Source organism: Pseudofrankia sp. DC12 (assembly GCF_000966285.1).
In the GTDB taxonomy this organism is placed as follows: Bacteria; Actinomycetota; Actinomycetes; order Frankiales; family Frankiaceae; genus Pseudofrankia.
In genome coordinates, this window is record NZ_KQ031391.1 from 5012099 (window position 1) to 5037339 (window position 25241).

Consider the following 25241-nt stretch of genomic DNA (forward strand, 5'->3'; position numbering starts at 1 on the left):
CAATGGCCCCACACGTCCGCAACGGCTCTGGGAACAGCGCCGGTCAGCCGATGGAGGCGAGTTGACGACGTCCTACCCGATGCTCCTCCCGGAGCCGACCCCGGAAACCGCTCCTTTCTGGGAGGGCTGCCGGCGCCACGAGCTGCGCATTCAGCGGTGCTGTGACTGCGACCGGTACTACTTCTACCCTCGGCCCTACTGCCCGCACTGCCTGTCCGAGGACACGGAGTGGCTGACCGTCTCCGGCGAAGGCACCCTGCACACGTATGTGATCAATCATCGGCCCATGCCCGGGTTCACTGGCGAGGTCCCTTACGTGACCGCGATCGTGCAGCTCACCGAGGGGCCGCGGCTGATGACAAACCTCGTCGGTGTCGAGGCGCTGCCCGTGAACCTGCCCGCCGGCCTGCCGGTGACGGTCGTCTTCGACGACGTCACGGACACGGTCACGCTGCCCAGGTTCACCCCGAAGGCCGGGCGGTGAGCGTGCCGGTCGACATTCGTGCCGCGGCCGCTGTCGTCGGCGCCGCCGAGACGGACCGGATCGGGATCGTCCCGGACATGTCCGCGATCCAGCTGCACGCCAACGCGGCCCGTAACGCGCTGCGTGACGCCGGCCTCGACAAGAGCCAGATAGACGGCATCGCCTCGGCGGGGATGTCCCCGGTCGCGGTCGCCGACTACCTGGGCATCGAGGCGTCCTACGTCGACGGCACGTCGATCGGCGGCGGCTCGTTCATGATCCACGTTGCGCACGCGGCCGCGGCACTGGCCGTGGGCTACTGCAACTATGTCCTCATCACCCACGGGGAGAGCGGGCGCTCCCAGATTGGCGGGGAGGGCTGGCACGGCGTGCCGCCGACGTCGGCGGAGGGCCAGTTCGAGGTCCCCTACGGCGCGCTCGGCGCCGCGTCGACCTTTACCGTCCCGATCGTCGCGCATATGGCGAAGTACGGGACGACCGAGGAGCAGATCGCCTCCGTGGCGGTCGCGACCCGGGCCTGGGCGACCCGCAACAGCCGGGCGATGAAGCGCACCCCGATCACGGTCGAGGACGTCCTGAGCTCGCGGCTGGTCTCCTGGCCGATCCACCTGCTCGAGTGCTGCCTGGTCACGGACGGAGGCGGCGCGCTCATCCTGACCACGGCGGAGCGGGCCCGCGACCTGCCGCGGCCCCCGGTCTACATCCTCGGCACCGGCGAGGGCGTCGAGAACGTCGGGATCTCCACGATGCGCGACCTCACCGATGCCCGCGCCTCCCGGCGCTCCGGCGAGCGGGCGTTCCGCCTCGCCGGCCTCGGCCCGGCGGACATCGACCACCTCATGCTCTACGACGCGTTCGCGCACACGCCGATGTTCGCGCTCGAGGCGCTCGGGTTCGTCAAGCCGGGGGAGAGCGGGGCGTGGTTCGCCGAGGGCCATTCGGCGCCCGGCGGCGACCTTCCGGTGAACACCAACGGAGGCGGCCTGTCGTACACGCACACCGGCCGGCTCGGAATGTTCGCGATGCAGGAGTCCGTACGCCAGCTGCGCGGCGAGGCGGAAGCCCAGGTACCAGGGGTGCGCACCAGCCTGGCACACGGCATCGCGCATTTCTTCTCCGGCGCCGGCACCGTGATCATGTCGAACCAGCAATGAGTCATCGAGGCGTTGCCGCGGAAGCGTCGCAGGCGGCAGGGAGAAGCCATGGACTTTCGATTCACCCCTGAGCAGGAGGAGTTCCGGGCCCAGGTCCGCGCGTTCGTCGAGAGCGAGCTCCCGGCTGAATGGGAGGAGATCGACCCCGAGGGAGAGCGTGCCTGGGAGATCACCTGCGAGTTCCAGCGCAAGCTTGCCGACAAGAAGTGGCTGGCGATGGCCTGGCCGCGCGAGCTCGGCGGCCTCGGCGCCGACATCCTGACGCAGCTGATCTACCACGAGACGATGGACTACTACCACGCGCCGGCGTTCACGATGGCCGTTGCCTGGGTCGGCCCGGCGGTCATGCTCTATGGCAACGAGGAGCAGAAGGCGCGCCTGCTGCCGCGGATGGCCACCGGCGAGGACGTCTACTGCACCCTGTACTCCGAGCCCGGCGCCGGGTCGGACCTGGCGGCGATGCAGACGAAGGCCGTGCTCGACGGCGACGACTACGTCATCACCGGCCAGAAAGTGTGGACGTCTGGGGCCCACCACGCGAACCTGGGATGGCTGGCCGCCCGTACGGACCCGACCGCGCGCAAGCACCGGGGCTTGTCGACGTTCGTCGTCGCCATGGACTCGCCGGGCCTCACCATCCGCCCGCTGATCAACATGGCCGGGCAGCACGCGTTCAACGAGGTATTCTTCGACGAGGTCCGGGTGCCGCGGGCCAACCTCATTGGGGAGCCGGGCCGCGGCTGGTACAACATCGCCACGGCACTGGAGTTTGAGCGGTCCGGCATCGAGTGGATTGCCAAGGCACGCCGCCGGCTCGACCAGATCCTCGCCCATGTGCGGGAGCACAAGGAGATCCTCGAGTACAACCCGCAGCTGCGCTACGAGCTCGCCGACCGGGCCATCGAGGTTGAGGTCGGCGCGCTGCTGTGCTACCGGGCGGTGCACCTGGCGACCCAGGGCAAGGCGATGACCTACGAGGCGAGCGCGTCGAAGGTCTACAACTCCGAGCTCACCCAGCGGGTCGCCCAGACCGGGATGAAGGTCTTCGGGCCCTACGCGGCCCTCGACCGCGACGACCCGCGCTCGCCGCTGGCCGGCCAGCTCACCCACAGCATTCAGAGCGGCTACCTGTGGAGCTTCGCGAACACGATCGGCGCCGGGTCGAGCGAGATCCAGCGGAACATCATCGCCACCCGCGGTCTCGGGCTGCCCCGATAGACCCCGGCCACCCGTGACCTCGGACGAGGGCTCGGTCCAGGCATGCGACGAGAAGGGACACACGGTGCGATGGGTTCGCTCCTGGAAGGTGTGAAGGTCGTCGAGGTCGGCGAGTTCGTTTTCATACCTTCAGCCGCCGCCATCCTCGCCGACTGGGGCGCCGACGTTGTCAAGATCGAACATCCGCAGCGAGGGGACACGCTGCGGGGCCATCTGAGCATCTTCTCGGCCCATGGCTACGACACCGGCGACTTCAACTACCTTGTCGAGCAGTCCAACCGGGGCAAGCGCAGCCTCGGGCTGGACCTCGCGCACCCGGACGGCCGCGCGATCTTTCTCAAGCTTGTCGCCGAGGCGGACGTCCTGGTCACCAGCCTGCTCGAACCCTCGCGCGAACGCCTCGGCATCACCTACGACGACCTCAAGGCGATCAACCCGCGGCTGATCTACGCCCGTGGCCACGGCCAGGGCCAGCAGGGCCCGGCTGCCCACCACGGCGGCATCGACACCGTCGCGTTCTGGGCCCGCAGCGGCATGGGCTATGTGTTCTCCGACCCCGCCGACCCGAAGCTGCCGGCGCGGCAGGGCTACGGCGACCTGACGGCGGGGATGTTCCTCGCCGGCGGCATCGCGGCCGCGCTGTTCCGGCGCGGCGCGACCGGCGAGGGCGCTCTCGTCGACGTCTCGCTGCTCGGCACCGCGATGTGGATGCTTGCCGCCGACGTCGTCTCCTCGGACTACATGGGCCACCTGCCGACCCCGCCGAGCTTCGGCCACGTGCCGCCGAACCCGCTCAGCGCCCTGTACCGCACCGGGGACGGGCGTGCCCTGGTCTTCGGCATGCTCAAGTCGGACCAGTACTGGCCGGGGTTCTGCCACGCACTCGGCCGCGACGACCTGGCCGACCACCCGGACTACAACGCCTTCGACAAGCGGACCGGCAACGGGGCGCTGTTCACGATCATCACGGAGACGCTGCTGACCCAGCCACTGGCCCACTGGCGCGAGCGCTTCGACGCGGCGGGCTGCCTGTGGTCCGCGGTGCAGACCCCGCTGGAGGTCGGCGAAGACCCGCAGTCGGTCGCGAACGGCTATCTGGTGGAGCACCCGAGCCGAGCCGGCGCCCGGCTGGCGGCGAGCCCGGTCCAGTTCGACAACGAGAAGCTGCGCCTGCGCTCCGGCGCGCCCGAGGTCGGCCAGCATACCGAGGAGATCCTCCTCGATCTCGGCCTGGACTGGCCGGAGATCGCCAAGCTTAAGGACGATGCCGTCGTCACCTGACCGGAACGGAAGCACGGCGGGAGGTGCGGGCCCATGGAACCGGCGCCGTTCGACTACCGCGCCCCGCGGACCATCGAGGAGGTCGTCGGCCTGCTCGCCGAGCGGGGCGACGAGGCGGTGGCGGCGGGCAGAGCCTGACCCCGATCCTGGTGATCCCGGCGCGGCGCCCGCGGCCTGGAGAAGACCTACCGAAGAAAGGCAGACATGGCACTCAAGCCTGGTACGCGGCTGCGGGGCGCCGCCGACGCGACTGAGGTGGTGGTTGTCCGCGCGCCCGGCGATGAGGTCGACCTGCGTTGCGGCGGCCACCCGATGCTTCCCGTCGGCGACGCCCCGGCGGCCCGGCCCGCGCTGGACCCGTCGTTCGCCGCCGGCACCGAGGTCGGCAAGCGCTACACCGACGCGGCCGGCGGCCTGGAGCTGCTGTGCACGAAGGCCGGGCCCGGTTCGCTGTCGCTCGGCGGCGCGCCGCTGTCCCTCAAGACGGCCAAGCCCCTGCCCAGCTCCGACTGACCACCGACGAGACAGGCTGGACGACGACGATGACAACGGGTGCCAGTGGGCGCGACCTGTACGCCGGGACCGTGCTGGACGACGACCAGCGCGCGCTGCGCGAGATGGTCGCCCGGGTCGCGGCGGAGCGTTACGCTCCGCGCGCCCGTGAGTGGGACCGCGAGCGCCAGCCGCTCCCGGCCGACGAGCGCAAGCTCCTCGCCGGGCTCGGCCTGCTCGGCCTGACCATCCCTACCCGGTACGGCGGCGAGGGGCGTCCGGTGCTGGACGCGCTGATTGCGTTGGAGGAGCTGGCCAAGGCGAGCCCCATCGCCGCGTGGCCGGTGTTCGAGGCGTGCACGGGCCCGGCCCGGGTCATCGAGCAGTTCGGCACCGAGGAGCAGAAGACCCGTCTGCTCGGCCCGGTCGTGTCCGGGGACAAGACGATCGCCGTGTCCATCTCCGAGCCGGAGGCCGGGTCTGCGGCCACCGACATGACGACGACGGGACGCGTCGAGGGCGACACCATCGTCGTCAACGGGGTGAAGCGCTGGTGCTCTGGCGCGGGGCACTCCGAGCAGTACCTCGTCTACCTGCGGCTGTCGGAGGCGAGGGGCGGCAAGGCGATCGGCGCGGTGCTCGTCGACGGCGCCGCGCCGGGGGTGAGCTTCGGCCCGCAGGAGAACCTGATGGGCTTCCGCGGGATCTGCTCGGCCGACATCTTCTTCGACGACGTCCGGGTGCCGTTGGAGAACCTGATCGTCCCCGCCGGCGGCTTCTCGAAGCTGTTCACCGCGTTCTCGATCGAGCGCCTCGGCAACGCCACGATGTCGCTGGCCGTCGCGCAGACCGCGCTCGACCGCACCGCGCGCTACGTGCTCGAGCGCCGCCAGTTCGGCCACCGTGTCGCCGACTACCAGCTCGTCCAGGGCGCGATCGCCGACATGGTCGTGCGCGTCGAGTCGGCCCGGATGCTGCTCTACGCCGCGGCGCAGGGCGCGGGCACCGGAGCGCCCAGCGCGCTCGCCGCGTCGGTGGCCAAGTGCGCCGCGAACGAGGCGGCTCAGTTCGTCTCCGCCCAGGCGATCCAGCTGCACGGAGGCTACGGCTACTCCGAGGAGTACGAGATCGAGCGGCTGCACCGCGATGCCCACGGCTGGGCGCTCGCCGGCGGCACTCTCAACATCCAGAAGATCCGCATCGCCTCCGAGTACCTCGGCGTGCGCTTCGACCAGCGCGGCTAGCGCGCCTCGAGCCACGCGGGCCTGGCCACGACCAATATCCAATGTTGCATCCAATCTTGGATAATCCTAGTCTCTGACGAGTTCCCCGCGGCGCCCGGGCGTGCGCGGGTGTTTCTGACTCGAGTCAGGGGGGTGACCGTGGGCGGGCATCGTAGGCGTTTCCTAGGACGGTTCTTGCCGTTCCTCTTAGCCATCGGGTTCGCGCTGGCGGCGTGCGGGGCTTCGGGGGGTGGGACGGTCGGGACGGTGGCCGCGACCGGTGCCCCGAAGCACGGTGGCACGCTGACCGTCGGCGTGAACAACGAGATCGCCGGCTGGTCGCCGCAGATGCTGCGGGACACGACCTTCGGTGAGGACCGCGGCAACTTCGTCTATGACACGCTGCTGAAGCTGGACGCGAAGGGGGACTGGCAGCCGAACCTGGCGACCAGCATGACGACCTCGGACTCGGTCACGTGGACGATGAAGCTGCGGCCCGGGGTCACGTTCACCGACGGGACGCCGCTGGACGCGGCGGCGGTGAAGTTCAACGTGGGCCTCACGAAGGACCCTTCGCTGGGCTCATCGGCCCTGCTCACCGTCTCCGACATCAAGGCGATCACCGTCCTCGACCCGGCCACGGTTCAGTTCGTTCTCGGTGGGCCGGACGGCTCGTTCCCCTACGCCTTCACCTCGATGGCCGGGATGATGGTGTCGCCGACGGCGTACCAGGCCGACCCGCGAGGGTTCGCGCAGCACCCGGTCGGGGCGGGGCCGTTCATGCTGCAGTCGTGGACGCGGGACTCGCAGGCTGTGCTGGTGCGTAACCCGCACTACTGGGATGTGGGCAGGCCGTATCTCGACAAGGTCGTGTTCCAGGTCATCACCGATCCGGTGACGCTGGGCCAGTCGCTGGCCAGCGGCGAGATCGACGTCGCCGCGAACGGCCCCGCCGTGCAGGCCACGCTCAAGGGAACGCCCGGGATCCACGTCGTCAACACGAGCCTGACCGGTGGTGCCGGGATCGTGCCGAACGAGAGCCGGGCGCCGTTCGACGACGTGCGGATCCGTAAGGCGATCGCGCTGGCGATCGACCCGCGGGCGGTGAACGCCTCGCTGTTCCAGGGTGCGTGGTCGGGCAGCCTGCCGTGCGCGCCGTATGCGCCGAACCTGCCGGAATGCGCGCAGGGGCTGTGGCCGAAGACGGACCTGGCCGAGGCGAAGAAGCTCGTCGCGGACTATGTCGCGGAGAAGGGCCCGCTCAAGGACCACTACGAGCTGCTCGGTGTGCCTTTCAACCAGGACCAGGCACAGTACCTGCAGCAGGTGCTCGCCAGCATCGGTATCCACGTCACGCTCAACCTCCTGCAGACGGCGGACTACAACACCCAGTTCGCGGTGAAGAACGACTTCGATCTGGCCTGGAGCGCGAACACCCCGTTCGCCGGCCCGGCCCGCGGCTTCTTCCGCAACCTGTACAGCAAGCCCGCCGGCGGTCGTCATGTCCAGGGCGGCCCGGTCGACCCGGCGCTGGAGAGCCTGCTCAACCAGGCCACCAAGGCTGTCGACCGGAACAGCCGCGTCGCCGCCGTGAAGAAGATCGAGCAGCTGAACGCGACCCAGTTCCTCTACATCTGGTTCGGGCCGTACATCAGCGGGTTCATCGCCAAGGACGACGTCGAGATGCCGGCCTCGTTCACCGCCTGTGCCTATACCCGCGCCGCCGACATCTGGCTCGACCGATGACCGGCGCATGACTGCCGCTGCTCCGGCTGAGGCGCTGCTGAAGGTCACCGGCCTGACGGTCGCCTTCAGCACGCCTCAGGGCCTGCTGCGCGCGGTCGACGGCGTTGACCTGCACGTCGCGCGCGGCGAGACCCTGGGGATCGTCGGCGAGTCGGGCTCGGGGAAGTCGGCGACGCTGCGGGCCATCATGGGCCTGCTGCCGCCGGGCACCGCGGCCTGGTCGGGCAGCGTGCTGTTCGGGGGCCGCGAACTCGTCGGCCTGCCGCGCCGCGAGCTGCGCCGGCTGTGGGGCACGGACCTGTCGATCGTGCTCCAGAACCCGATGACCTCGCTCAACCCGGTCGTGCGCGTCGGCCGCCAGCTCGGCGAGGTGCTGCTCACGGCCAGCGGCGCGCGGCGCGGCGAGAAGCAGCGCCGGGCCGCCGAACTGCTCCGGTCGGTGGGCATCCCCGAGCCGGAGCGGCGGCTGCGCCAATATCCGCACCAGCTGTCCGGCGGGATGCGCCAGCGGATCGCGATCGCGATCGCGATCGCCGGCGACCCGGCGCTGCTGCTCGCCGACGAGCCGACGACGGCGCTCGACGTCACCGTCCAAAAGCAGATCCTCGACCTGCTCGCCACGTTGCGTGACGGCCGCCACATGGGAATGATCATCGTGACGCACGACCTGGGCGTCGTCGCGACGAGAACCGACCAGATCATCGTCATGTATGCCGGGCAGGTCGTCGAGCAGGCGCCGACGCGGGAGCTGTTCCGGTCCACTCGGATGCCCTACACCGAGGCCTTGCTGCGCTCGGTGCCCCGGCTCGGCCGCAAGCCGCACGAGCCACTCGAGGCGATCCCCGGCCAGCCTCCGGTACTGACCAGCCGGCCCGCCGGCTGCCGGTTCGCGCCGCGGTGCCGCTACGCGCGGCAGCGGTGCCGCGAGGCGATGCCGCCGCTGGCCCCGGTCGCCGGCGCGCCGCGGCATCTCGTGCGCTGCTGGTTCCCGGTCGACACGGCGGCGGGCCAGGCGCCGGCGTCGGCGGCGCTCGCAGCGGCGCCGGGCGGACCGGGCGAAGGAGGGTCCTGATGGCGGGCGGCGGCTCGGCGCACCTGCGCGAGTCACAGGACGTTCTGCTGCGGGTCGAGGACCTGCGCGTGGAGTTCCCCGCCGGCCGCGGCCGGGTCGTGCACGCCGTCTCCGAGGTCAGTCTCGACGTGGCGCCGGGGGAGACGCTGGGTCTCGTCGGCGAGTCGGGCTGCGGGAAGTCGACGACCGGGCGCGCGATCGTCCAGTTGCCCCGGCCCACGGCTGGCCGGGTCGTCTTCGAGGGCAGGGACCTCACCGCGGTCTCGCGGGCCGGCCTTCGCCCGCTGCGCCCCCGGATGCAGCTCGTCCATCAGGATCCTGTGTCCTCGCTCAACCCACGGCGCACGGTGCGTCAGATCGTCGAGGAGCCGTTGCGGATCTGGCGCCGCGGCGACGCCCCGGCCCGGGCCGGGGCGGTCGACGAGATCCTGGAAGCCGTGGGGCTCAACCCGGCAGCGGTCGGTGGCCAACGGCCACGGGAGCTGTCCGGCGGCCAGTGCCAGCGGGTGTCGATCGCCCGGGCGCTCGTGCTCGGGCCCAGGCTGGTGATCTGCGACGAGGCGGTGTCCGCGCTCGACGTCTCCGTCCAGGCCCAGATCCTCAACCTGCTCGAGGACATGAAGGCCCGCTACGGCCTGACGATGGTGTTCATCTCGCACAACCTGTCGGTCGTGCGCGGGGTCAGCGACCGGGTCGCCGTGATGTACCTCGGCAAGCTCTGCGAGGTGGGGTCGCCCGACGCCATCTACGGCAGGCCGGCGCACCCGTACACCGCGGCGCTGCTGTCGGCGGTCCCGGAACCGGACCCCGAGGCGAGGCCGAGCGACGCGCGGGTCATCGGCGACGAGCTGCCCTCGCCGCTGAGCCCGCCGTCCGGGTGCCGGTTCCGGACCCGCTGCCCGCTGGTCCACGACCGCTGCGCGGTCGAGGAGCCACAGCTGCGGCCCGTCGCGGACGGCCACCACGTCGCCTGCCACGCCGCCGAAGGCGAGAAGACCGCCGCCGTGGGCGCCAGCCCCCGGCCAGGGGGGAGGACCTGATGAGATACGTGCTCGGCCGGCTGGCCCACCTGCTGGTCATCCTCGCCGTCGTCACGTTCTTCGTGTCGGCGATGGTCTCGCTGATGCCCGGCGACCCGGCGCTCGCGGTGCTCGGCGACGCGGCGACCCCGGACCAGATCCATGCCTTCCACCAGCAGTTCCACCTCGACGAGCCCATCGTCGCCCGGTATGGGACCTGGCTGAAGGACGCGGCCCAGGGCAACCTCGGCGAGTCGCTGCGCGGCGGTGTGCCGATGGTCGACCTGATCTGGCAGCGTGCGCCGGTGAGCCTCGAGCTGCTCATCGGCGGCCAGGTGCTCGCGCTGCTGTTCGCGATCCCGGCGGGGATCTACGCCGCGTACCGGCCGGGCCGGGCCGGTGACCAGACCCTCGGAGTCCTCTCGTTCGGGCTCATCTCGACGCCGAGCTTCGTGCTCGCCCTGGTTCTGGTGCTCGTGTTCGCCCTGCGGCTGCACTGGCTGCCGGTGGCGGGCTACGTGCCGTTCACCGGGGACCCGGTGCGCAACCTGCAGGCCATGATCATGCCGATGGTGGTGGTCGCCGCGCATCCCGCCGCCGTGTACCAGCGGGTGCTGCGCAACGACATGCGCGCGACCCTGCAGGAGGACTTCATCCTGATGGCGGAGGCGAAGGGCCAGTCGACCGCGCGGGTGCTGCTGCGCCACGCGCTGCGGCCGTCGCTGTTCTCGTTGGTCACCCTCGTCGGGGTGACGACCGGCTCCGCGATCGCCGGCACCGTCATCGTCGAGACGATCTTCGCATTGCCCGGTCTCGGCCGGCTGCTCTACGACTCCATCAGCTTCCATGACATCGCGGCGATCCAGGCCATCGTCGCGGTGATCGCCATCGCGTACGTCGTGGTCAACGCGCTCGTTGATGTGCTTTACGGCCTTCTCGACCCGAGGGTCCGCCATGCTCGCTGACAACACCGCGCCCGCGTCCACGGCACCGCCCGCCGGCGTCACCTCCGTGGACGCCGCTGCCGTGCCGCCGCGCCGGCGACGCCCGTCGGTGGTACGCACCGTCGCCGCGGCCTGGGTGCTGCTCGTGGTCGGTATGGCCGTGCTCGCGCCGGTGCTGCCGCTGCCCGGCTACGCGCAGGGCAGCCTCGCCATCGCGCGGCCGCCGTCCGCGCACCACCTGCTCGGCACCGACCAGCTCGGCCGGGACATGCTCAGCCGGGTCGTGTCCGGGGCGCAGACGTCGCTGCTCGTCGGGGTGCTCAGCGTCGGGCTCGCGCTCGTGGTGGGAGTAGCGCTGGGCCTGGTTGCCGGCTACTACGGCGGCAAGGCCGATGCCGTCGTCACGGCGGTTGGCGATGTGATCCTGTCCGTCCCGGGGCTGGTCTTCCTCATGGTCATCTCGGCGCTCGCCGGGTCGTCGGTCCGTACTCTGGTCATCGGGATCGCCCTGTTCACCTTCCCGACGTTCATGCGCCTCGCGCGGGCGAACACGATGACGTTCGCGCGGCGCGAGTTCGTCCTCGCCGCGCAGGGCCTCGGCGCCCGCGACGCCCGGGTGATGCGGCGCGAGGTCCTGCCGAACGTGCTGCCTTCGGTGCTTGCCTACGCGTTCGCGGCACTCGGCCTGGTACTCGTCATCGAGGGCTCGCTGAGCTTCCTCGGCCTGGGTGTCCAGCCGCCGAGGCCGTCGTGGGGGAACATGATCGCAGACGGCCGGCCATTCCTGTCGAGCCGGCCGCATATCGTGTTGATCCCGGCGGTCACGCTGTTCCTCACGGTTCTGGCCTGCAACGCGCTGGCCGAGCGAGGTGGCCGGCCGCCGGGCGCGGCGTCCGGCGCGGCGCAGGGTGGGGAGCGGTCACCCGGGGCCCGGGCCGCCCAGCCGGGCGGGGGAGCCGGCGCGGCAGACTGAGACCCTCGGCGGCAGCGGAAACAGCAGGAATGAGCGACGTGACGTGACGGAGCACGGCGGGGAGACGAACGCGACGGCAAAGGCGACCACCGCCCTGCGCGACATGGTCATGCGCCGTCGGCTGATGCCCGGCCAGCAGCTCCGTCAGGACCAGCTAGCCGAGCAGCTGAACCTCTCCCGCAGTCCCGTGCGTGAGGCGCTGCGGATCCTCGAGACCGAGGGGCTGGTTCGTTACGTCGTCAACCAGGGTTACTTCGTCGCCGAGTTCAATGCCGCCGAGCTCCAGCAGATCTACCTGATGCGCCGTCTTCTCGAGGCAGAGCTGCTCCGCACCGCGCGCCGGCCCGCGGATGACGACCTCGCCGCGCTGCGCGCCCACAACGCGGCGGTAACCGCCGGGGGCGAAGCGGGCTCCATCACCGAGATGCTGGTGGCGAACCGGCGGTTCCACTTCGCGCTGCTGGGCCTCTCCCCGCTGCTCCTGGTCCGCCGCGAGGTCGTGCGGCTGTGGCATCTCTCCGAGGCCTATCGGGCGGGATATCTCTGGATTCCCGAGACCCGGGACCGGATTGTCGCCGAGCATCTCGCGATGGTCGACGCGCTGGCCGACTACGACCTCGGCCGGTTGGTGGACATCGCCGAGCAGCACCGCAACTCCGCCGAACGCACTGTTCTCGGCCTTTTCGCCGACACCGTCGGCGACAGCCCGGCCCGGCGTTAGCCCGGGCGTCCAGCTGGCCGCAACGAGCAGCTGAACGCCCTGGTCCGGCGCGCGTCCCGAGCGGCGCTCGCCTGCTGGCGCCGAGACGGCGCTGCCCGGTGGCCGGTCAGGACACCGCCGCCTGTTGACATGAAGCCGTCCCGCGGGTAGACGACTCACAGCCAGACAACGGTGGCCCAGTTCCGGGAGATTACTGTGGTATTTTCTGCGCCGGTCGTGCCGTACTACGACCCCTATGACACCGAGATCGGTGCCGACCCATTCCCTGTCTTCCGGCGGCTTCGCGACGAGGCGCCCCTCTACTACAACGAGCAGTACGACTTCTACGCGCTCAGCCGTTTCGACGACGTCGAGCGCGGGCTCAAGAACTCCCGGGTATACGCGTCGGGACGAGGGGTGGTCCTCGAGCAGATCAAAGCGAACATGACCATGCCGTCGGGAACCCTCATCTTCGAGGACCCGCCGGCGCACACCATCCACCGTGCGTTGCTCGGCCGATTATTCAGCGCGAAGGCGATGAGTGCCGTCGAGCCCAAGATCCGGAAGTTCTGCGCAGACATCCTAGACCCCCTGGCCGCGGCCGGCGGGCGGTTCGACTTCGTCGCCGATCTCGGCGTGTACGTCCCCACCCAGTCGATCGGCATGCTGCTCGGCATTCCGGAAGAGGACCAGCGGGAGATCCGCGAGCGGCTGACCGTGGCGACGCACGACCCCGGGCGGCCCCAGGAACGGCTGACCAGCACCGACTTCTATTCGGGCGGCCTTTTCACCGACTACATCAACTGGCGGGCCGGCCATCCGTCCGACGACCTGATGACCCAGCTCCTGTTCGCGGAGTACGACACGGCGGACGGTAAACGCCGGCTCACCCGCGAGGAGGTCCTGACGGCGGTCAACATGCTCGCGATCGCGGGTAACGAGACCACCACGGTCCTGATCGGCTGGACCGGCAGTCTGCTCGCGGACCACCCCGACCAGCGGCGGCAGCTGGCGGCGGACCCCGCCCTCATCCCCGGCGCCATCGACGAGATCCTCCGTTACGCGCCGCCCGGCCTGCAGACCTGGCGCTATGTCGCCCGTGACAGCGAAGAGCACGGCGTGCGCATCCCCGCGGGCAGCGCGCTCGGGCTTCTGCTGGCGTCCGCCAACCGCGACGACCGCCAGTACGGCGATCCCGAGAGGTTTGACATCCACCGGAAGGGGAACCGGCACCTCACGTTCGGTTTCGGCGCGCATTTCTGCCTGGGTGCCGCACTGGCGCGTATCGAGGGAAGGGTGGTGCTGGAAGAGATCCTCAAGCGTTTTCCGGACTGGTACGTCGACGCGGAGAACTCAAAACTGGTCCGCACCGCGACCTTCCGGGCGTGGGAACGGCTGCCGGTCGTCACCGGCGCGTAGGCCAGGTGTTCAGCTGCGCAGAATGCGCAGGTGAACACCTGCGCGGGCCGGAATTGGTTCCTTGCCGTCGACCTGGAGCGAGAATATGCTGCAAGAACTCGTGAGACGCCCGGCCAGGTGATATTTCTCTGATCTGGTCACCAGGCGAGCTGGCCAGTCGTCGGCCCCGGCCCGTCGAGCGAGCACGTGGCCGCCACCCGACCGGCGGCGGCCAGCTCCCACGTGGCAGAACACACGGGTCCCCGCGTAATGCCGACGCCACCCGGGAATCGCGCGGCTCGGGCCGCGCCGGTCACGTCGCGTCGTCTGCGCGGCACCGCCGCAGCCGGCACCGGCCCCCGGCCGCGGCTAGGCGCCAACCACCTGGAGGTCCCGCATGACAGTGACGCAGACGGCGTCGAGCATCGACCTGCTCGCCGGATTGAAGATCATAGACTGTGACGCCCACTGGACCGAGCCGCCCGACCTGTGGACCGCGCGCGTCCCCGCGTCGATGAAGGACCAGGTCCCGGTACAGAGCTTCGTCGAGGGCATGACGCTGTGGAGTATCAACGGCGAGACCTGGGCCTCGACCGGCGGGAACACGATCGGGCACAACCGGCAGAAGGTCCTTGGCACGCACGTGGTGCAGCCGTTCTCGGCCATCGACCCCTCGTCCTGGGACGTGACCGAGCGTCTCGCGATCCTCGACGAGATGGGCATCCACGCGCAGATCCTCTACCCGAACGGGATCGGCTTCTCCTCCAACCACATCTTCGCGATCGAGGACGTCGAGCAGCGCCTGCTGATCCTGACGATCTACAACGACTACATGGTCGAGGTGCAGAAGGCCTCGAACGACCGGCTGTTCCCCCAGGTGATCCTGCCGATCTGGGACATGGACCTGACCGTGCGCGAGATGACCAAGCGCATCGACCAGGGGATCCGCGGCTTCACCCTCTCGGACAAGCCCGAGCTGCTCGGCCTGCCCGAGCTGCCGGAGGCCTACTTCGACCCGATGTGGGACCTGTTCAACGAGAGCGGCACGGTGCCGAACTTCCACATCGGTGCGGGGCTGCGGCGTGAGGAGGTCGAGTCCAGCCGGCAGGGGGTGGCGTTCCGGGGCAAGGCCGCCCAGCAGCCGGGGCCGCCGACGGTCGCCCCGCCGGCCTGGCGCTGGTTCGGGCGGCAGCGCACGCTGGCGGTGTCGGCCAGCCTGGCGCACGTCAGTAACATGCGGATCGTCGCGAACCTCTGCAACAGCGACCTGTTCGACCGGTACCCGAAGCTGAAGATCGTCTCAGCCGAGAGCGGGATCGGCTGGGTGCCGTTCCTGCTGGAGGACCTTGACTACCAGTACCACGAGATGGTCACCCTGCCCGAGGAACGGGGCCTGGCCCGCCGGATGCCGTCGGAGTACTTCCACGACCACCTGTACGTCATGTACTGGTTCGAGCAGTCGGCGCCGGCGAAGCTGATCGAGGACATCGGCGTGAACAACATTCTCGTCGAGACCGACGTGCCGCACCCGACCTGCCTTTACCCGGACACGCGGGAGCGGCTGGCCGCCTCGCTCGCCGCGGCCGACGACCACGGCCGGCGCCGCATTCTCCAGGACAACGCGGCCGAGCTTTACCGGATACCGCTCGGCTGAGCGGGCGAAAAGCGAGGACAGAGGAAATGGCCAGCATGGTGGAATCGAAGTCTGACGCTCCCGACAACGTCCAGATCTCCAAGGGCATGATGGTCGGCGGCGGGAAGCCCGCGTCGGCCTACGCGGCCGCGCCTTCGGCGGTCTCCAACACCGGCCTGCCGCACGCCGATGACGGCCTCTTCCGGACGGTCGACAAGATCCGTGAGCTGGGCCTCGAGCGGAACGCCATGGAGCTCGAGCTGCTCGGCTACACCATCGTCGAGCCGGAGAAGGTCGCCCCGATCGACGTCACCGACCGGGCACTGGAGCGCGTACTCGGGATCGTCGAGGAACGCCTGCCGCTCAAGTGTGACCTCGAGACCGGGTTCACCTCGACGTCAGCGGAGCTGAGCGCCGACGCCCCGAACCAGAGCCCGTTCGGCCTCACCCTGACCCATGTCCTGTTCGAGGGCCGGCCGTTCGAGGAGGTTCTGCTCAACGAGACGCTGGAAGCGTTGACGAACATCTGCGTCGGCACCAACCCCGTTCTCTACACCTACTCGCCATTCGTCAAGGGTGCGGGCTCGCCGCCGCTGCCGCTGCACTGCGACCACCACATGCCGGCGCCCCATCCTGAGGCCGACTACCGCTGTACCGCGATCTGGCTGCTGACCGACTTCTCCGGCGACAACGGCGCGACGGTGCTGGTCCCGGGCAGCCACAAGCTGCGGCGGCAGCCGCTGCCCGGCGAGGGCACCGACCGCCAGGTTCCGCTCGTGGCGCCGCGCGGGTCGCTGCTGGTGTTCCACGGCAGCACCTGGCACGGCGCGCTCGCCCGCACCATGCCTGGGCTGCGGGTCAGTCTGCACATCCAGTTCTCCCGGCACTTCATGCACACGACGGAGGCGTTCCGGGGCAACGCGCCCCAGGAGGTCATCGACCGCAACCCGGAGCGGTTCCGCTGGCTGATGGGCGACTTCCTGCACTACGAGTACGGCCCCGAGGGCCCGAACCCGGCGCAGATGGGCCGCAACATCAAGTCCGGCGAATACCTCTACTAGGCGCCCGCGCATCGGGCAGAGGAGGACGGATGCCGTCCGAGCTGCGCTTCGACGACCGGGCCGTGATCGTGACCGGTGCCGGCCGGGGGCTAGGCCGCGGCTATGCGCGGCTGCTCGCGGCGCGCGGCGCGCGGGTCGTCGTGAACGACCTGCGCAACGCACCCGAGGTCGTAGCGGAGCTGGAAGGCCTGGGCGGCAAGGCAGTCGCCGACGGGCACGACATCTCCACCGAGGACGGCGCCCGCGGCCTCGTACAGACCGCTGTCGACGCATTTGGCGCGATCGACGCGATCGTGAACAACGCGGGTGTCTTCCCGGCGATGCCGTTTCCCGAGATGACCTGGGACGTCTTCGACCTGATGCAACGGGTACATATCTATGGCCCGTTCTTCACCACCAGGTATGCCTGGCCGTACCTGGTGGAGAGCGGCCGCGGCCGGGTCGTGATGGTCTCGGCGAAGGCGACGCTGTGGGGCGAGACCCGGGACCTCACCCACTACGGCACCGCGAAGGGCGCGGTGCTGGGGATGACCCGTCAGCTGGCGATGGAGGGCGCGGAGCACGGAATCTGTGTCAACGCCGTGCTGCCCTCGGCGCTGACCGGGGTCGAGCACCCCCGTGCCCGCTGGCTGGCGGTCCAGATGGGCGTCGACCCCGACGACCGCGATGCGGTCGTCGACCGGTCCACGGCGCTCGCCGCCGCTGTCGTCGCCTGGCTGTGCCACCCGGACTGCACGGTGACCGGGGAGTTCATCCGGGCCCAGGTCGGCGAGGTGCGCCGCGTGTCGTACGCGATGACCCGCGGCATCAACGACGCCGGGCTGACCCTCGAGAAGGTGCGCGACCGGTTCCCGGAGGTACTGGACCCAGCGGGCGCCGCGGTGCTCGCGGCGTTGTTCAAGGACCAGGCGCCGCTGTGACGCGGGAGCCCTCCCCGGAACGGGACCGCGGCCGGGAGACGACGCACGGAAGGAGGGGGCGATGAGCGCGGACCGCGCCGAGGTCGCCGAGGCGGAACGGAGGCGGTGCGAGGCCTGGTCGGGGGAGGACGTCTCCCCGCTGGAGGACCTCCTGCACGAGGATCTCTGGTATGTGCACACGAACGGCCGCCACGACGACAAGCACTCGCTGGTCGCGATGCTGAAGGTCGGTCGCCGCACGGTCGAGCGGGATTCGTTCGACGTGGCGGTGTACGGCGACGTCGCGGTGACCACCGGTGGCCTCGTCGTCGGTGTGCCGCCCGCGGACGGCGCCGGCGAGCCGGCGCTGTTCGTCTCCGACGTCCTGCAGGTCTGGCGCCGCCAGGACGGCCAGTGGCGGCTGATCGCCCAGCAGAGCACGCCGCGGGCCGGATGACGCCCGGCGCGCCGCCGGCAGGGGCCGCGCGACGGCGGTTACTCTGCCCGCTTACCGCCCTTTTCTACGTTTCTGGGGTGCATCAATGGATGAGCTGAGATTTGACGGCAGGGTCGCCGTGGTGACCGGCGCCGGCCGGGGAATCGGCCGCTGTCACGCGCTGCTCCTCGCGGCTCGCGGCGCCAAGGTCGTCGTCGCCGACTACGGCGGTTCCACCGACGGCACCGGGTCCTCGGCGGCCCCCGCGGAGGAGGTCGTCAAGGAGATCGCGGCGGCGGGCGGCGAGGCGGTGGCGTCGTTCGCGTCGGTCGCGGAGGAGGACGGCGCCGCGTCGATCGTCGCGACCGCGCTGGACAGTTTCGGCCGCCTTGACATTGTGGTCAACAACGCCGGGATCAGCGACAAGGCGCCGTTCGAGGAGCTGACGAACGAGAAGTTCCGCCGCATGGTCGACGTGCACTTCCTCGGCACGCTCTACGTCACCCGGGCGGCGTGGCCGCACCTCATCGCGTCCGGGACCGGCCGGGTCGTCAACACGACCTCGGAGGCCGTGCTCGGCACCCTGGAGCAGCTGACCAGCTACGCCTCGGGGAAGGGCGCGGTCCTCGGGCTCACCAAGAGCCTCGCGGGGGAGGGCGCCAAGGTGAGGGTACGGGTCAACGCGGTCGCCCCTCGGGCGCGGACCCGGATGTCCGAGGAAAGCGCCGCCGCCCAGACGGACCCCGTGGTCCGGCGGCGGGCCGAGGCGGTCCTGGCGGCGCTCGACCCGGCGCTGATCTCCCCGGCGGCGGCCTACCTGGCGCACGAGTCCTGTGCGCTGAACGGCGAGGTCCTCGTCGTCGGCGGCGGCGCGGTCCACCGGCTGACGCTCGCGATCAGCAAGGGCATCACGAAGCCCGACCTGACCCTCGAGGACGTCGCCGCGGGTCTCGACGAGATCTGTGACCTCACCGGCGCGGCGTTCCCGGCCGCCCGCAATTTCTGAGTTCTCGCGGGCTTTGCCCGCGCCGGCGCCGCTTGGGGCACACCCGGGCGGCGCCGGCACCGGCCCGAATCCTCGCGCGGCCGCGGCGCACCCCTGCTGGACATGAGCGGGCCTTGACGGGCGCGCCCAGCCTACGGAGAGACACAGCGACATGCCCTATCCCGTGCCGGTTCCGGACGAGCTCAGCAAGCCCTTCTGGGACGCGGTCAACGACCGCCGTCTCCTGCTGCAGCACTGCGACAGCTGCGACCGTCTGCTGTATCCGCCGGGGCCGTCCTGCTCCGGGTGCGGCTCGGCCGGGCACCTGAGCTGGCGCGAGGTCGAAGGCCGCGGCCACATCCGCACCTACCTGGTCAGCCATGACACCCGGATCGCGCTCAAGCAGCCCGACCAGCCGTTCAACCTGGCCGTGGTGACGCTCGACGAGGACCCGGGCATCACCTTCTTCTCCAACCTGCCGGGAACGCCCGTCGGCGCGGCCCCGGTCGGCGCCGCCGTGGAGCTGACCTTTGTCGAGGCGGCGCCGGGAGTTCTGGTCCACGAATGGAGGGCTGCGCTGTGACGGGCTATCAGGCCTGGTGGCACCGTGACGCCCCGGGGCGTGGCCGGTGGGAGCACCGCGGCGAGGTCGCGATCGCGGGCCTCGGGCACTCGCCGGTCGACCGGCGCTGGGACGGTCACTCGCTCGATCGCACCCTGGGCGCGTTCGCGCAGGTCGCCGCCCGCGGCGCCCTTGAGGACGCCGGGGTGCCGGCCGGCGAGGTCGACGGCCTGGTCATCTGCCCGGGACCGACCGGCGACGCGTGGGCGCCACGGCCCTACCCGGCGGCTCCGTACGACTCGGAGGACGGCCTGACGACGGTCACCGCCGAATGGCTGACCCGCGAGCTCGGCCTGCCGGGGGTCGAGTACTCCGTCAACGTCCGGCAGGGCTACTACCTCAGCGGCCACGCGCTGGGCCTGGCCGCCCAGGCGGTCGGCGACGGGAGATGCACCACCTGCCTGGTGGTCTACCCGATGGGCAACCTGCCTGGCCGCTACCAGCATTCGGGAGACAACGCCGCGGCCGCGGCGGCCGGGCCGGCGCAGTGGATGGCGCCGTGGGGCTACTACCTCTCGGCCGGCACCCGGCTCACTCTCGTTCACCGGGAGTACTGCCGCCGGTACGGCAAGAGCGAGGACGGCCTGGCACCGCTCGCGGTCGCGCTGCGCCGCAACGGCCTGATGGTCCCCTGGGGCTTCTACGCCAACTCCGAGCCGAGCCAGATCAGCGAACAGGAGTACCTGGCGTCCCGCTTCATCCACGAGCCGCTGCGGATGCTCGACTGCGACCGGCCGATGAACGGCGTCGGCGCCTACCTGGTGACCACCGCCGAGAAGGCCCGGGACCTGCGGCAGCCGCCGGTCTACGTTCTCGCGCACGCCCAGATCTTCGGGCAGGCCCGTGGCCAGATCCCCAGCCTCGACGAGGTCGAGGAATGGACGCGGCTGCAGGCGGAGCTGCTCTGGGAAGGCTCGGGGCTCGGCCCCGGGGACGTCGACATCTTCAACGCCTACGACGGGTTCCTCACACTGCCGCAGTTCACCCTCGAAGCCTTCGAGTGGCACGGGGTGAAGCGCGGCGAGGCCTTTGACTTCTACGCCGGTGACCTGTCGGTGACCGGGCCGCACCCGTTCATCTCGGGCGGCGGGAACCTCGGCTGCGGCCGTACCCGCACCGCGCACCACCACGACTCAGTCGAGCAGCTGCGCGGCCAGGCCGGGGACCGCCAGGTGACGGTCCGCGCCGACGTCGCCTACACCTCCTCCGGCGCCCCGGACCTTGCCGGCTCGCTGCTGCTGTCCAGGCATCCGGGCTAGGCCGCCGCGCTTCGGCGGTGTTCGGCACCGGGGCCGCGCCGGTCACGCGGCCCCCTCCGGCGAGTGAAGGAAACGGTCCCACCATGAGCGCATCACCCAACGGATCGCCGTTCACCGGTCTGGCGGTGCTCGAGCTGGCCTCGGGCACCGCGGGGCCGATGACCGGCATGATGTTCGCCGACTACGGGGCCGAGGTCGTCAAGGTCGAGCCCCCGGCGGGGGACTGGGCGCGGGGGACACGGGGCTTCCCGATGCTCAACCGGGGCAAGCGCGGCGTCGTCCTCGACCTGGCCGCCGCCGGGGCCGACCGGGAGGCGTTGCGGTCGCTGGTCGCGGTTAGCGACGTCGTGCTGACGAACTTCCGCCCCGGCGTCGCCGAACGGCTCGGGGTGTCCCCCGAGCAGATCCGGGCGCTCAACCCGCGGGCCGTCTCCTGCACGATCTCCGGCTTCGGCCCAACCGGTCCGCACCGCCGGCTGAAGGCCTACGAGGGGGTCGTCGCGGCGAAGGCCGGGAAGATGATGGGCCTCGACGCGCTCAGCGGCGCTGCTCCCGGCTTCGCCGGCGGCCGGCCACTCTACTCGGCGGCCCCGGTCGCGGGCTACGCGGCCGCGCAGCTGGCGTTCCAGGGGGTGGTGGCCGCTCTGCTCGAGCGTGACCGGACCGGGGCGGGCCGCCACGTCGAGACGTCCCTGCTGCTGGGCGCGATCACCGCGACGATGCGCCAGGACCTGCGCCGCCAGACCGAGCCGGCCGGCCCGGTGGCCGGCGCCGTGTCCGCCGGCCCGTCGCTGCAGCTGCGCGGGATCGCGCTGACCTTCCTGACGGCCCAGTGCTCCGACGGCCGGTGGATCCAGATGTGCGCCCGCCAGGACCACCATTTCCGGTCCTGGATGAAGGCGATCGGCCTGGAGACGGTGCTCGCCGATCCGCGCTACGCCGACGGGCCGATGCTGTTCCGGTCCTTCGGCGACATCGAAGAGCTCGAGGACGTTATCCGCAAGCGGATGGCGGAACGCACCCAGGCCGAGTGGATGGCCCGGTTCCTGGAGTTCGACGTCGGCGCGGATCCGTTCCTCGACTTCGACGGCTTCCTCGCCCACCCGCAGCTGACCGCCAACGACCGCGTGGCGGTGATCCCGGACCCGAGCCTGGGCCCGGTGCGCCAGCTCGCCCCGATCGCCTGCACCGGAGGCGAAGCCGTCCCGGTCACCCGCGGCGCGCCCCGCCTCGGCGAGCACCCGCCGGTGTTCACCGCCGGCGGCCTCGACCGGTTCGACGCCAGCGCACGGCCGGCGGACGGCCCGCGTCCACGCGGGCCGCTCGAGGGGACCACGATCGTCGAGCTGGCGACCTACCTGGCCGGGCCGCTGGGGTCGACCCTCCTCGCGGAGATGGGCGCCCGCGTCATCAAGATCGAGCCAGTCGAGGGCGACCCGTTCCGCCGCGTCGGCCTGCAGTTCGTCCACCTGCAGCACGGCAAGGAGTCGATCGCGCTCAACCTGAAGACCGCCGGCGGCCGGGAGGTCCTGCGCCGCCTCGTCGCCGGCGCGGACGTGTTCTTCCACAACTTCCGCGGCGGCCCGATCGAGCGGCTCGGCTGTGACTTCGCCGCGATCCGCGGGGTCAACCCGCGCGTCGTCTACGTCAACGCCGCGGCTTACGGCTCGAAGGGCCCGGAGGCGAACCGGGCAGCGTTCCACTCGACGCCGAACGCCCTGACCGGCGGCGGGATCCTCCAGGCCGGCCGGGGCAATCCACCGGTCGACGACTCCTATCCCGACCCCTGTTCGGGGATCGCGGTCGCCTCGGCGATCCTGCTCGGCCTGGCCGCCCGCGGCCGGACCGGAGCGGCGCAGTACCTGGAGACGACCATGCTGGCGAGCACTGGCTATGTGTACGCGGCCGAACTGGTCACCTACGAGGGCGCGCCTGCGCGGCTCACCGTCGACCCCGCGCAGCACGGCCTGCACGCGCTCTACCGGCTCTACCCGTGCGCGGCGGGCTGGCTGTTCGCCGCCGTCGTCACCGACCGGGAATGGCGGGCGTTCGCGACGGTGCTGGGGCATCCAGAGTGGGTCGACGACCCGCGGTTCGCCGACACCGCGGCGCGGCTCGCGGCCGGCGAGGCGCTGGCCGGGCTGGTCGGCCCGGTGCTGCGGACGCGGGCGGCCGACGACTGGGAGGCCGCGCTCACCGCCGTCGACGTCGGCGCGGTCCGGGCCGACGAGGGCACCTTCGAGGACCTGCTCGTGCGCGGCGGCCTGGTCACGCCGGACGTGCATCCGGAGCACGGCCCCTACTGGCGGCTGCCGGGGCGGGTGACCTTCGATGGGGTCGCCGGCCCGCCCCGGCCGGCGACGCTGCTCGGCGAGTCGACGCTGGCCCTGCTCGCCGAGTTCGGCTACGAGGCCGCGGAGATCGCGGCGTTGCGCGCCGGCGGCGCGGTGTTCGCCGCCGAGCCGGCCGCCGGCTGAGTCGCGGATGGCCGGCGGTCCCACCAGAGGGTTCGCCGGACGGTTTTGTCCACGGGGTGGGACGCCGACGTCGGCGTCCCACCCCGTGTCTGTCGGGGCCAGGGCGGCACGCCGCCGCCCGCGCCCGTCGTGCGGCACAGAAGGAGGGCGTCGGTGGGAGCTCGTCTGCGGCACATCGCGATCGGGTCCGAGGACCCGAAAGGCATGGGGCTGTTCTACGCAGAGGCCCTGGGCCTCGAGCTGCTGGTCAACAACGACAAGCTGTCGGTGCTCACCGACGGCGTGATGAACATCGTCCTGGTCCGCGGCGAGCTGTTCGAGCCGGCGGCGGTACGCCGCCCCGGCCACGTCGGCTTCCACCACATGGGCTTCAAGGTCGACTCGAGGGACGAGGTGGAGGCCCGTCTGGCCGGGCTGGGTGCCGAGAAGGTCCTTGAGGACGAGCCAGCCGAGGGGGAGCCCGCGCCGGAGGCCGGGTTCGAGGTCAAGTGGCTCTCGCCCGACGGACTGATCTTCGACCTGTCGGAGACCGGCTGGCCGACGGCCCCCGAGCCGAGGTAGCGGGTTCTGCGCCACCAGGCGAACAGAGACGGCCGCCGGCGATGCCGGCGGCCGTCTCTGTTCGCCTGTCAGGGCGTGTGGTGCCCGGGTGGTCAGCCGCGGTAGCGGGCGGGGATGTCGTCGAGGATGACGGTCTTCGTCTCCAGATAGGGGAGCAGGCCCTCGCGGCCGCCCTCCCGGCCGACCCCGGACTGCTTGAAGCCTCCGAAGGCGACCCCGAAGTCGGTACGCAGCGCGTTGTGGCCGACCGTCCCGCTGCGCAGCCGCCCGGCGACCTCGCGGGCCCGGTCGACGTCGGTGGTGAACACCGAGGCGTTGAGCCCGTAGACGGTGTCGTTGGCGATCCGGACCGCGTCGTCCTCGTCGGCCGCCTCGATGACGGTCAGCACCGGGCCGAAGATCTCCTCCTGGGCGATCGTCGAGCTGCTGTCGACGCCGTCGAACAGGGTCGGCTCGATGAAGTAGCCCCGGTCGAGATGCTTGGGCCGGCCGCCCCCGGTGACGAGCCGCGCCCCCTCGGCGACGCCCTTGGCGATGTAGTCCTCGACCCGCTCCCGCTGGCGTTCCATGGCCAGCGGTCCCATCTGGGACTCCCGGTCGAACGCGTCGCCGACGCGCTTGCCGGCGAAGACGTCCGTCAGCGCCTCGACGAACGCGTCGTGGCGGCCGCGGGTGACGACGAGGCGGGTCAACGACGCACAGGTCTGCCCCGTGACCAGGCATTCGGAGGCGGCGATCGCCGCCGCCGCGGCGCCGAGGTCGGCGTCGTCGAGGATCACCGCCGCCGACTTGCCGCCGAGCTCGAGCGTGTACCGGCCGATCCGCTCGCCCATGATCGAGCCAATCCTCCGGCCGGCGGCGGTCGACCCCGTAAAAGCTATCTTGTCGACGCGGGGGTCGCGGACCAGGAGCTCGGAGACCTCCCGGCCCGCCGTCAGCACGTTGAGGACCCCCGGAGGCAGGCCAACGGCCTCGGCGACCTCGGCGATGACGTACGGCTCGCCGGGCGCTTCGGGCGCGGCCTTGAGGACCGCGGTGCAGCCCGCGAGGAGCGCGGGGGCAATCTTGTGGAGCGAGAGCTCGAGTGGCAGGTTCCAGGGAACGATCGCCCCGACGACGCCGACCGGCTCGCGGACCAGCAGCCCGAACGCCCCGCCGGCGGTGGGCTGGGCCGGCTCCTCCCACGGGTAGCCAGACGCCAGGTCCGCGTAGCGCTCGAGCGCGGAGGCCCCGATGCCCGCGCTGTGGCGGGCGAGGCGGAACAACGCCCCGGATTCGCGTGGCCACAGCTGGGCCAGCGTCTCGGACCGGGTCCGCAGCTGCGCGGCCATCGCGCGCAGGTACTCGGCGCGGCGGGCGTGGGTGAGGCGTGGCCACGGACCGTCGTCGAAGGCGCGGCGTGCCGCGCCGACAGCGCGGTCGAGGTCCGCCGGACGGGCCTCCGCGACCCGCAGGAACACCTCCTCGGTGTTGGAGTCGACGACCTCCAGGCGTGCGTCGGACGACGGCGCGGCCCACGCGCCGTCGATGAAGAAACGGTCCGGGTGCGCCAGCAGGCCGGTCTCGCTCGGGGGTGTCACCTGTGTCTCCCTTCGCGGGTCACG

23 protein-coding genes are annotated in these 25241 nt (G+C 71.2%); 22 read left to right on the plus strand and 1 reads right to left on the minus strand.

Annotation, left to right across the window (positions count from 1 at the left end; all coding sequences use genetic code 11):
• Positions 1 to 61 precede the first annotated feature (61 nt).
• The 22 genes from FRADC12_RS20065 (at position 62) to FRADC12_RS20170 (ending at position 23637) form a co-directional block, all read left to right on the plus strand.
• Entirely contained in the window at positions 62 to 484 is a 423-nt protein-coding gene (locus FRADC12_RS20065) for a Zn-ribbon domain-containing OB-fold protein (protein ID WP_198152984.1), read from the plus strand.
• Positions 481 to 1638 carry a thiolase C-terminal domain-containing protein gene (locus tag FRADC12_RS20070; protein WP_198152985.1) on the plus strand — a complete coding sequence of 386 codons (1158 nt, stop codon included), beginning with the start codon at positions 481 to 483 and terminating at the stop codon, positions 1636 to 1638. Before FRADC12_RS20065 ends, FRADC12_RS20070 begins: the two co-directional genes overlap by 4 nt.
• Before the next feature lie 48 nt (positions 1639 to 1686).
• A complete protein-coding gene (locus FRADC12_RS20075) occupies positions 1687 to 2856 on the plus strand; it encodes an acyl-CoA dehydrogenase family protein (RefSeq protein WP_045877786.1) in 1170 nt (389 codons plus the stop codon).
• 69 nt (positions 2857 to 2925) lie between these two features.
• On the plus strand, positions 2926 to 4137 hold the full coding sequence (locus FRADC12_RS20080) for a CaiB/BaiF CoA transferase family protein (RefSeq protein ID WP_045877787.1): 1212 nt from the start codon (positions 2926 to 2928) through the stop codon (positions 4135 to 4137).
• A gap of 204 nt (positions 4138 to 4341) precedes the next feature.
• Positions 4342 to 4650 carry a hypothetical protein gene (locus FRADC12_RS20085; RefSeq protein ID WP_045877788.1) on the plus strand — a complete coding sequence of 103 codons (309 nt, stop codon included), beginning with the start codon at positions 4342 to 4344 and terminating at the stop codon, positions 4648 to 4650.
• 29 nt (positions 4651 to 4679) lie between these two features.
• Entirely contained in the window at positions 4680 to 5873 is a 1194-nt protein-coding gene (locus FRADC12_RS20090) for an acyl-CoA dehydrogenase family protein (RefSeq protein WP_045877789.1), read from the plus strand.
• A gap of 174 nt (positions 5874 to 6047) precedes the next feature.
• Positions 6048 to 7598 carry an ABC transporter substrate-binding protein gene (locus FRADC12_RS20095; protein WP_157488961.1) on the plus strand — a complete coding sequence of 517 codons (1551 nt, stop codon included), beginning with the start codon at positions 6048 to 6050 and terminating at the stop codon, positions 7596 to 7598.
• A 7-nt stretch (positions 7599 to 7605) separates the two neighbouring features.
• Positions 7606 to 8670: an ABC transporter ATP-binding protein gene (locus FRADC12_RS20100; protein ID WP_045877791.1), complete on the plus strand. Its 1065-nt coding sequence runs from the start codon at positions 7606 to 7608 to the stop codon at positions 8668 to 8670.
• Positions 8670 to 9710, plus strand: coding sequence for an ABC transporter ATP-binding protein (locus tag FRADC12_RS20105; protein WP_045877792.1), 1041 nt, complete (start codon positions 8670 to 8672; stop codon positions 9708 to 9710). The genes FRADC12_RS20100 and FRADC12_RS20105 overlap by 1 nt, the downstream gene beginning before the upstream one ends.
• Entirely contained in the window at positions 9710 to 10654 is a 945-nt protein-coding gene (locus tag FRADC12_RS20110; RefSeq protein WP_084011065.1) for an ABC transporter permease, read from the plus strand. The genes FRADC12_RS20105 and FRADC12_RS20110 overlap by 1 nt, the downstream gene beginning before the upstream one ends.
• Positions 10644 to 11606 carry an ABC transporter permease gene (locus FRADC12_RS20115; RefSeq protein ID WP_052711037.1) on the plus strand — a complete coding sequence of 321 codons (963 nt, stop codon included), beginning with the start codon at positions 10644 to 10646 and terminating at the stop codon, positions 11604 to 11606. The genes FRADC12_RS20110 and FRADC12_RS20115 overlap by 11 nt, the downstream gene beginning before the upstream one ends.
• A 43-nt stretch (positions 11607 to 11649) precedes the next feature.
• Positions 11650 to 12327, plus strand: coding sequence for a GntR family transcriptional regulator (locus FRADC12_RS20120; RefSeq protein ID WP_045879925.1), 678 nt, complete (start codon positions 11650 to 11652; stop codon positions 12325 to 12327).
• Positions 12328 to 12498: 171 nt separating this feature from the next.
• The gene (locus FRADC12_RS20125) at positions 12499 to 13725 is read left to right on the plus strand and encodes a cytochrome P450 (protein WP_232303915.1); all 1227 of its coding nucleotides are present in this window, start codon (positions 12499 to 12501) and stop codon (positions 13723 to 13725) included.
• Positions 13726 to 14101: 376 nt separating this feature from the next.
• A complete protein-coding gene (locus tag FRADC12_RS20130) occupies positions 14102 to 15358 on the plus strand; it encodes an amidohydrolase family protein (protein WP_045877793.1) in 1257 nt (418 codons plus the stop codon).
• Between the two features lie 35 nt (positions 15359 to 15393).
• On the plus strand, positions 15394 to 16398 hold the full coding sequence (locus FRADC12_RS20135; RefSeq protein ID WP_157488962.1) for a phytanoyl-CoA dioxygenase family protein: 1005 nt from the start codon (positions 15394 to 15396) through the stop codon (positions 16396 to 16398).
• A gap of 29 nt (positions 16399 to 16427) precedes the next feature.
• Positions 16428 to 17318 (plus strand): SDR family NAD(P)-dependent oxidoreductase, encoded by an 891-nt coding sequence (locus tag FRADC12_RS20140; RefSeq protein ID WP_045877795.1) that lies wholly within the window; start codon positions 16428 to 16430, stop codon positions 17316 to 17318.
• Positions 17319 to 17379: 61 nt separating this feature from the next.
• Complete coding sequence (locus FRADC12_RS20145; protein ID WP_045877796.1) at positions 17380 to 17754, plus strand: nuclear transport factor 2 family protein; 375 nt, start codon at positions 17380 to 17382, stop codon at positions 17752 to 17754.
• Between the two features lie 85 nt (positions 17755 to 17839).
• Positions 17840 to 18739: an SDR family NAD(P)-dependent oxidoreductase gene (locus FRADC12_RS20150; RefSeq protein ID WP_045877797.1), complete on the plus strand. Its 900-nt coding sequence runs from the start codon at positions 17840 to 17842 to the stop codon at positions 18737 to 18739.
• A 151-nt stretch (positions 18740 to 18890) separates the two neighbouring features.
• Complete coding sequence (locus FRADC12_RS20155) at positions 18891 to 19301, plus strand: Zn-ribbon domain-containing OB-fold protein (RefSeq protein WP_045877798.1); 411 nt, start codon at positions 18891 to 18893, stop codon at positions 19299 to 19301.
• The gene (locus FRADC12_RS20160; RefSeq protein WP_045877799.1) at positions 19298 to 20599 is read left to right on the plus strand and encodes a thiolase family protein; all 1302 of its coding nucleotides are present in this window, start codon (positions 19298 to 19300) and stop codon (positions 20597 to 20599) included. The genes FRADC12_RS20155 and FRADC12_RS20160 overlap by 4 nt, the downstream gene beginning before the upstream one ends.
• A gap of 83 nt (positions 20600 to 20682) precedes the next feature.
• Positions 20683 to 23076, plus strand: a complete 2394-nt coding sequence (locus FRADC12_RS20165) for a CaiB/BaiF CoA transferase family protein (protein ID WP_045877800.1) — start codon at positions 20683 to 20685, stop codon at positions 23074 to 23076.
• A 153-nt stretch (positions 23077 to 23229) separates the two neighbouring features.
• The gene (locus FRADC12_RS20170) at positions 23230 to 23637 is read left to right on the plus strand and encodes a VOC family protein (RefSeq protein ID WP_198152986.1); all 408 of its coding nucleotides are present in this window, start codon (positions 23230 to 23232) and stop codon (positions 23635 to 23637) included.
• Positions 23638 to 23729: 92 nt separating this feature from the next.
• Here the strand turns inward: FRADC12_RS20170 and FRADC12_RS20175 are convergent, their stop codons facing one another.
• Entirely contained in the window at positions 23730 to 25217 is a 1488-nt protein-coding gene (locus FRADC12_RS20175) for an aldehyde dehydrogenase (protein ID WP_045877802.1), read from the minus strand.
• Positions 25218 to 25241 lie beyond the last annotated feature (24 nt).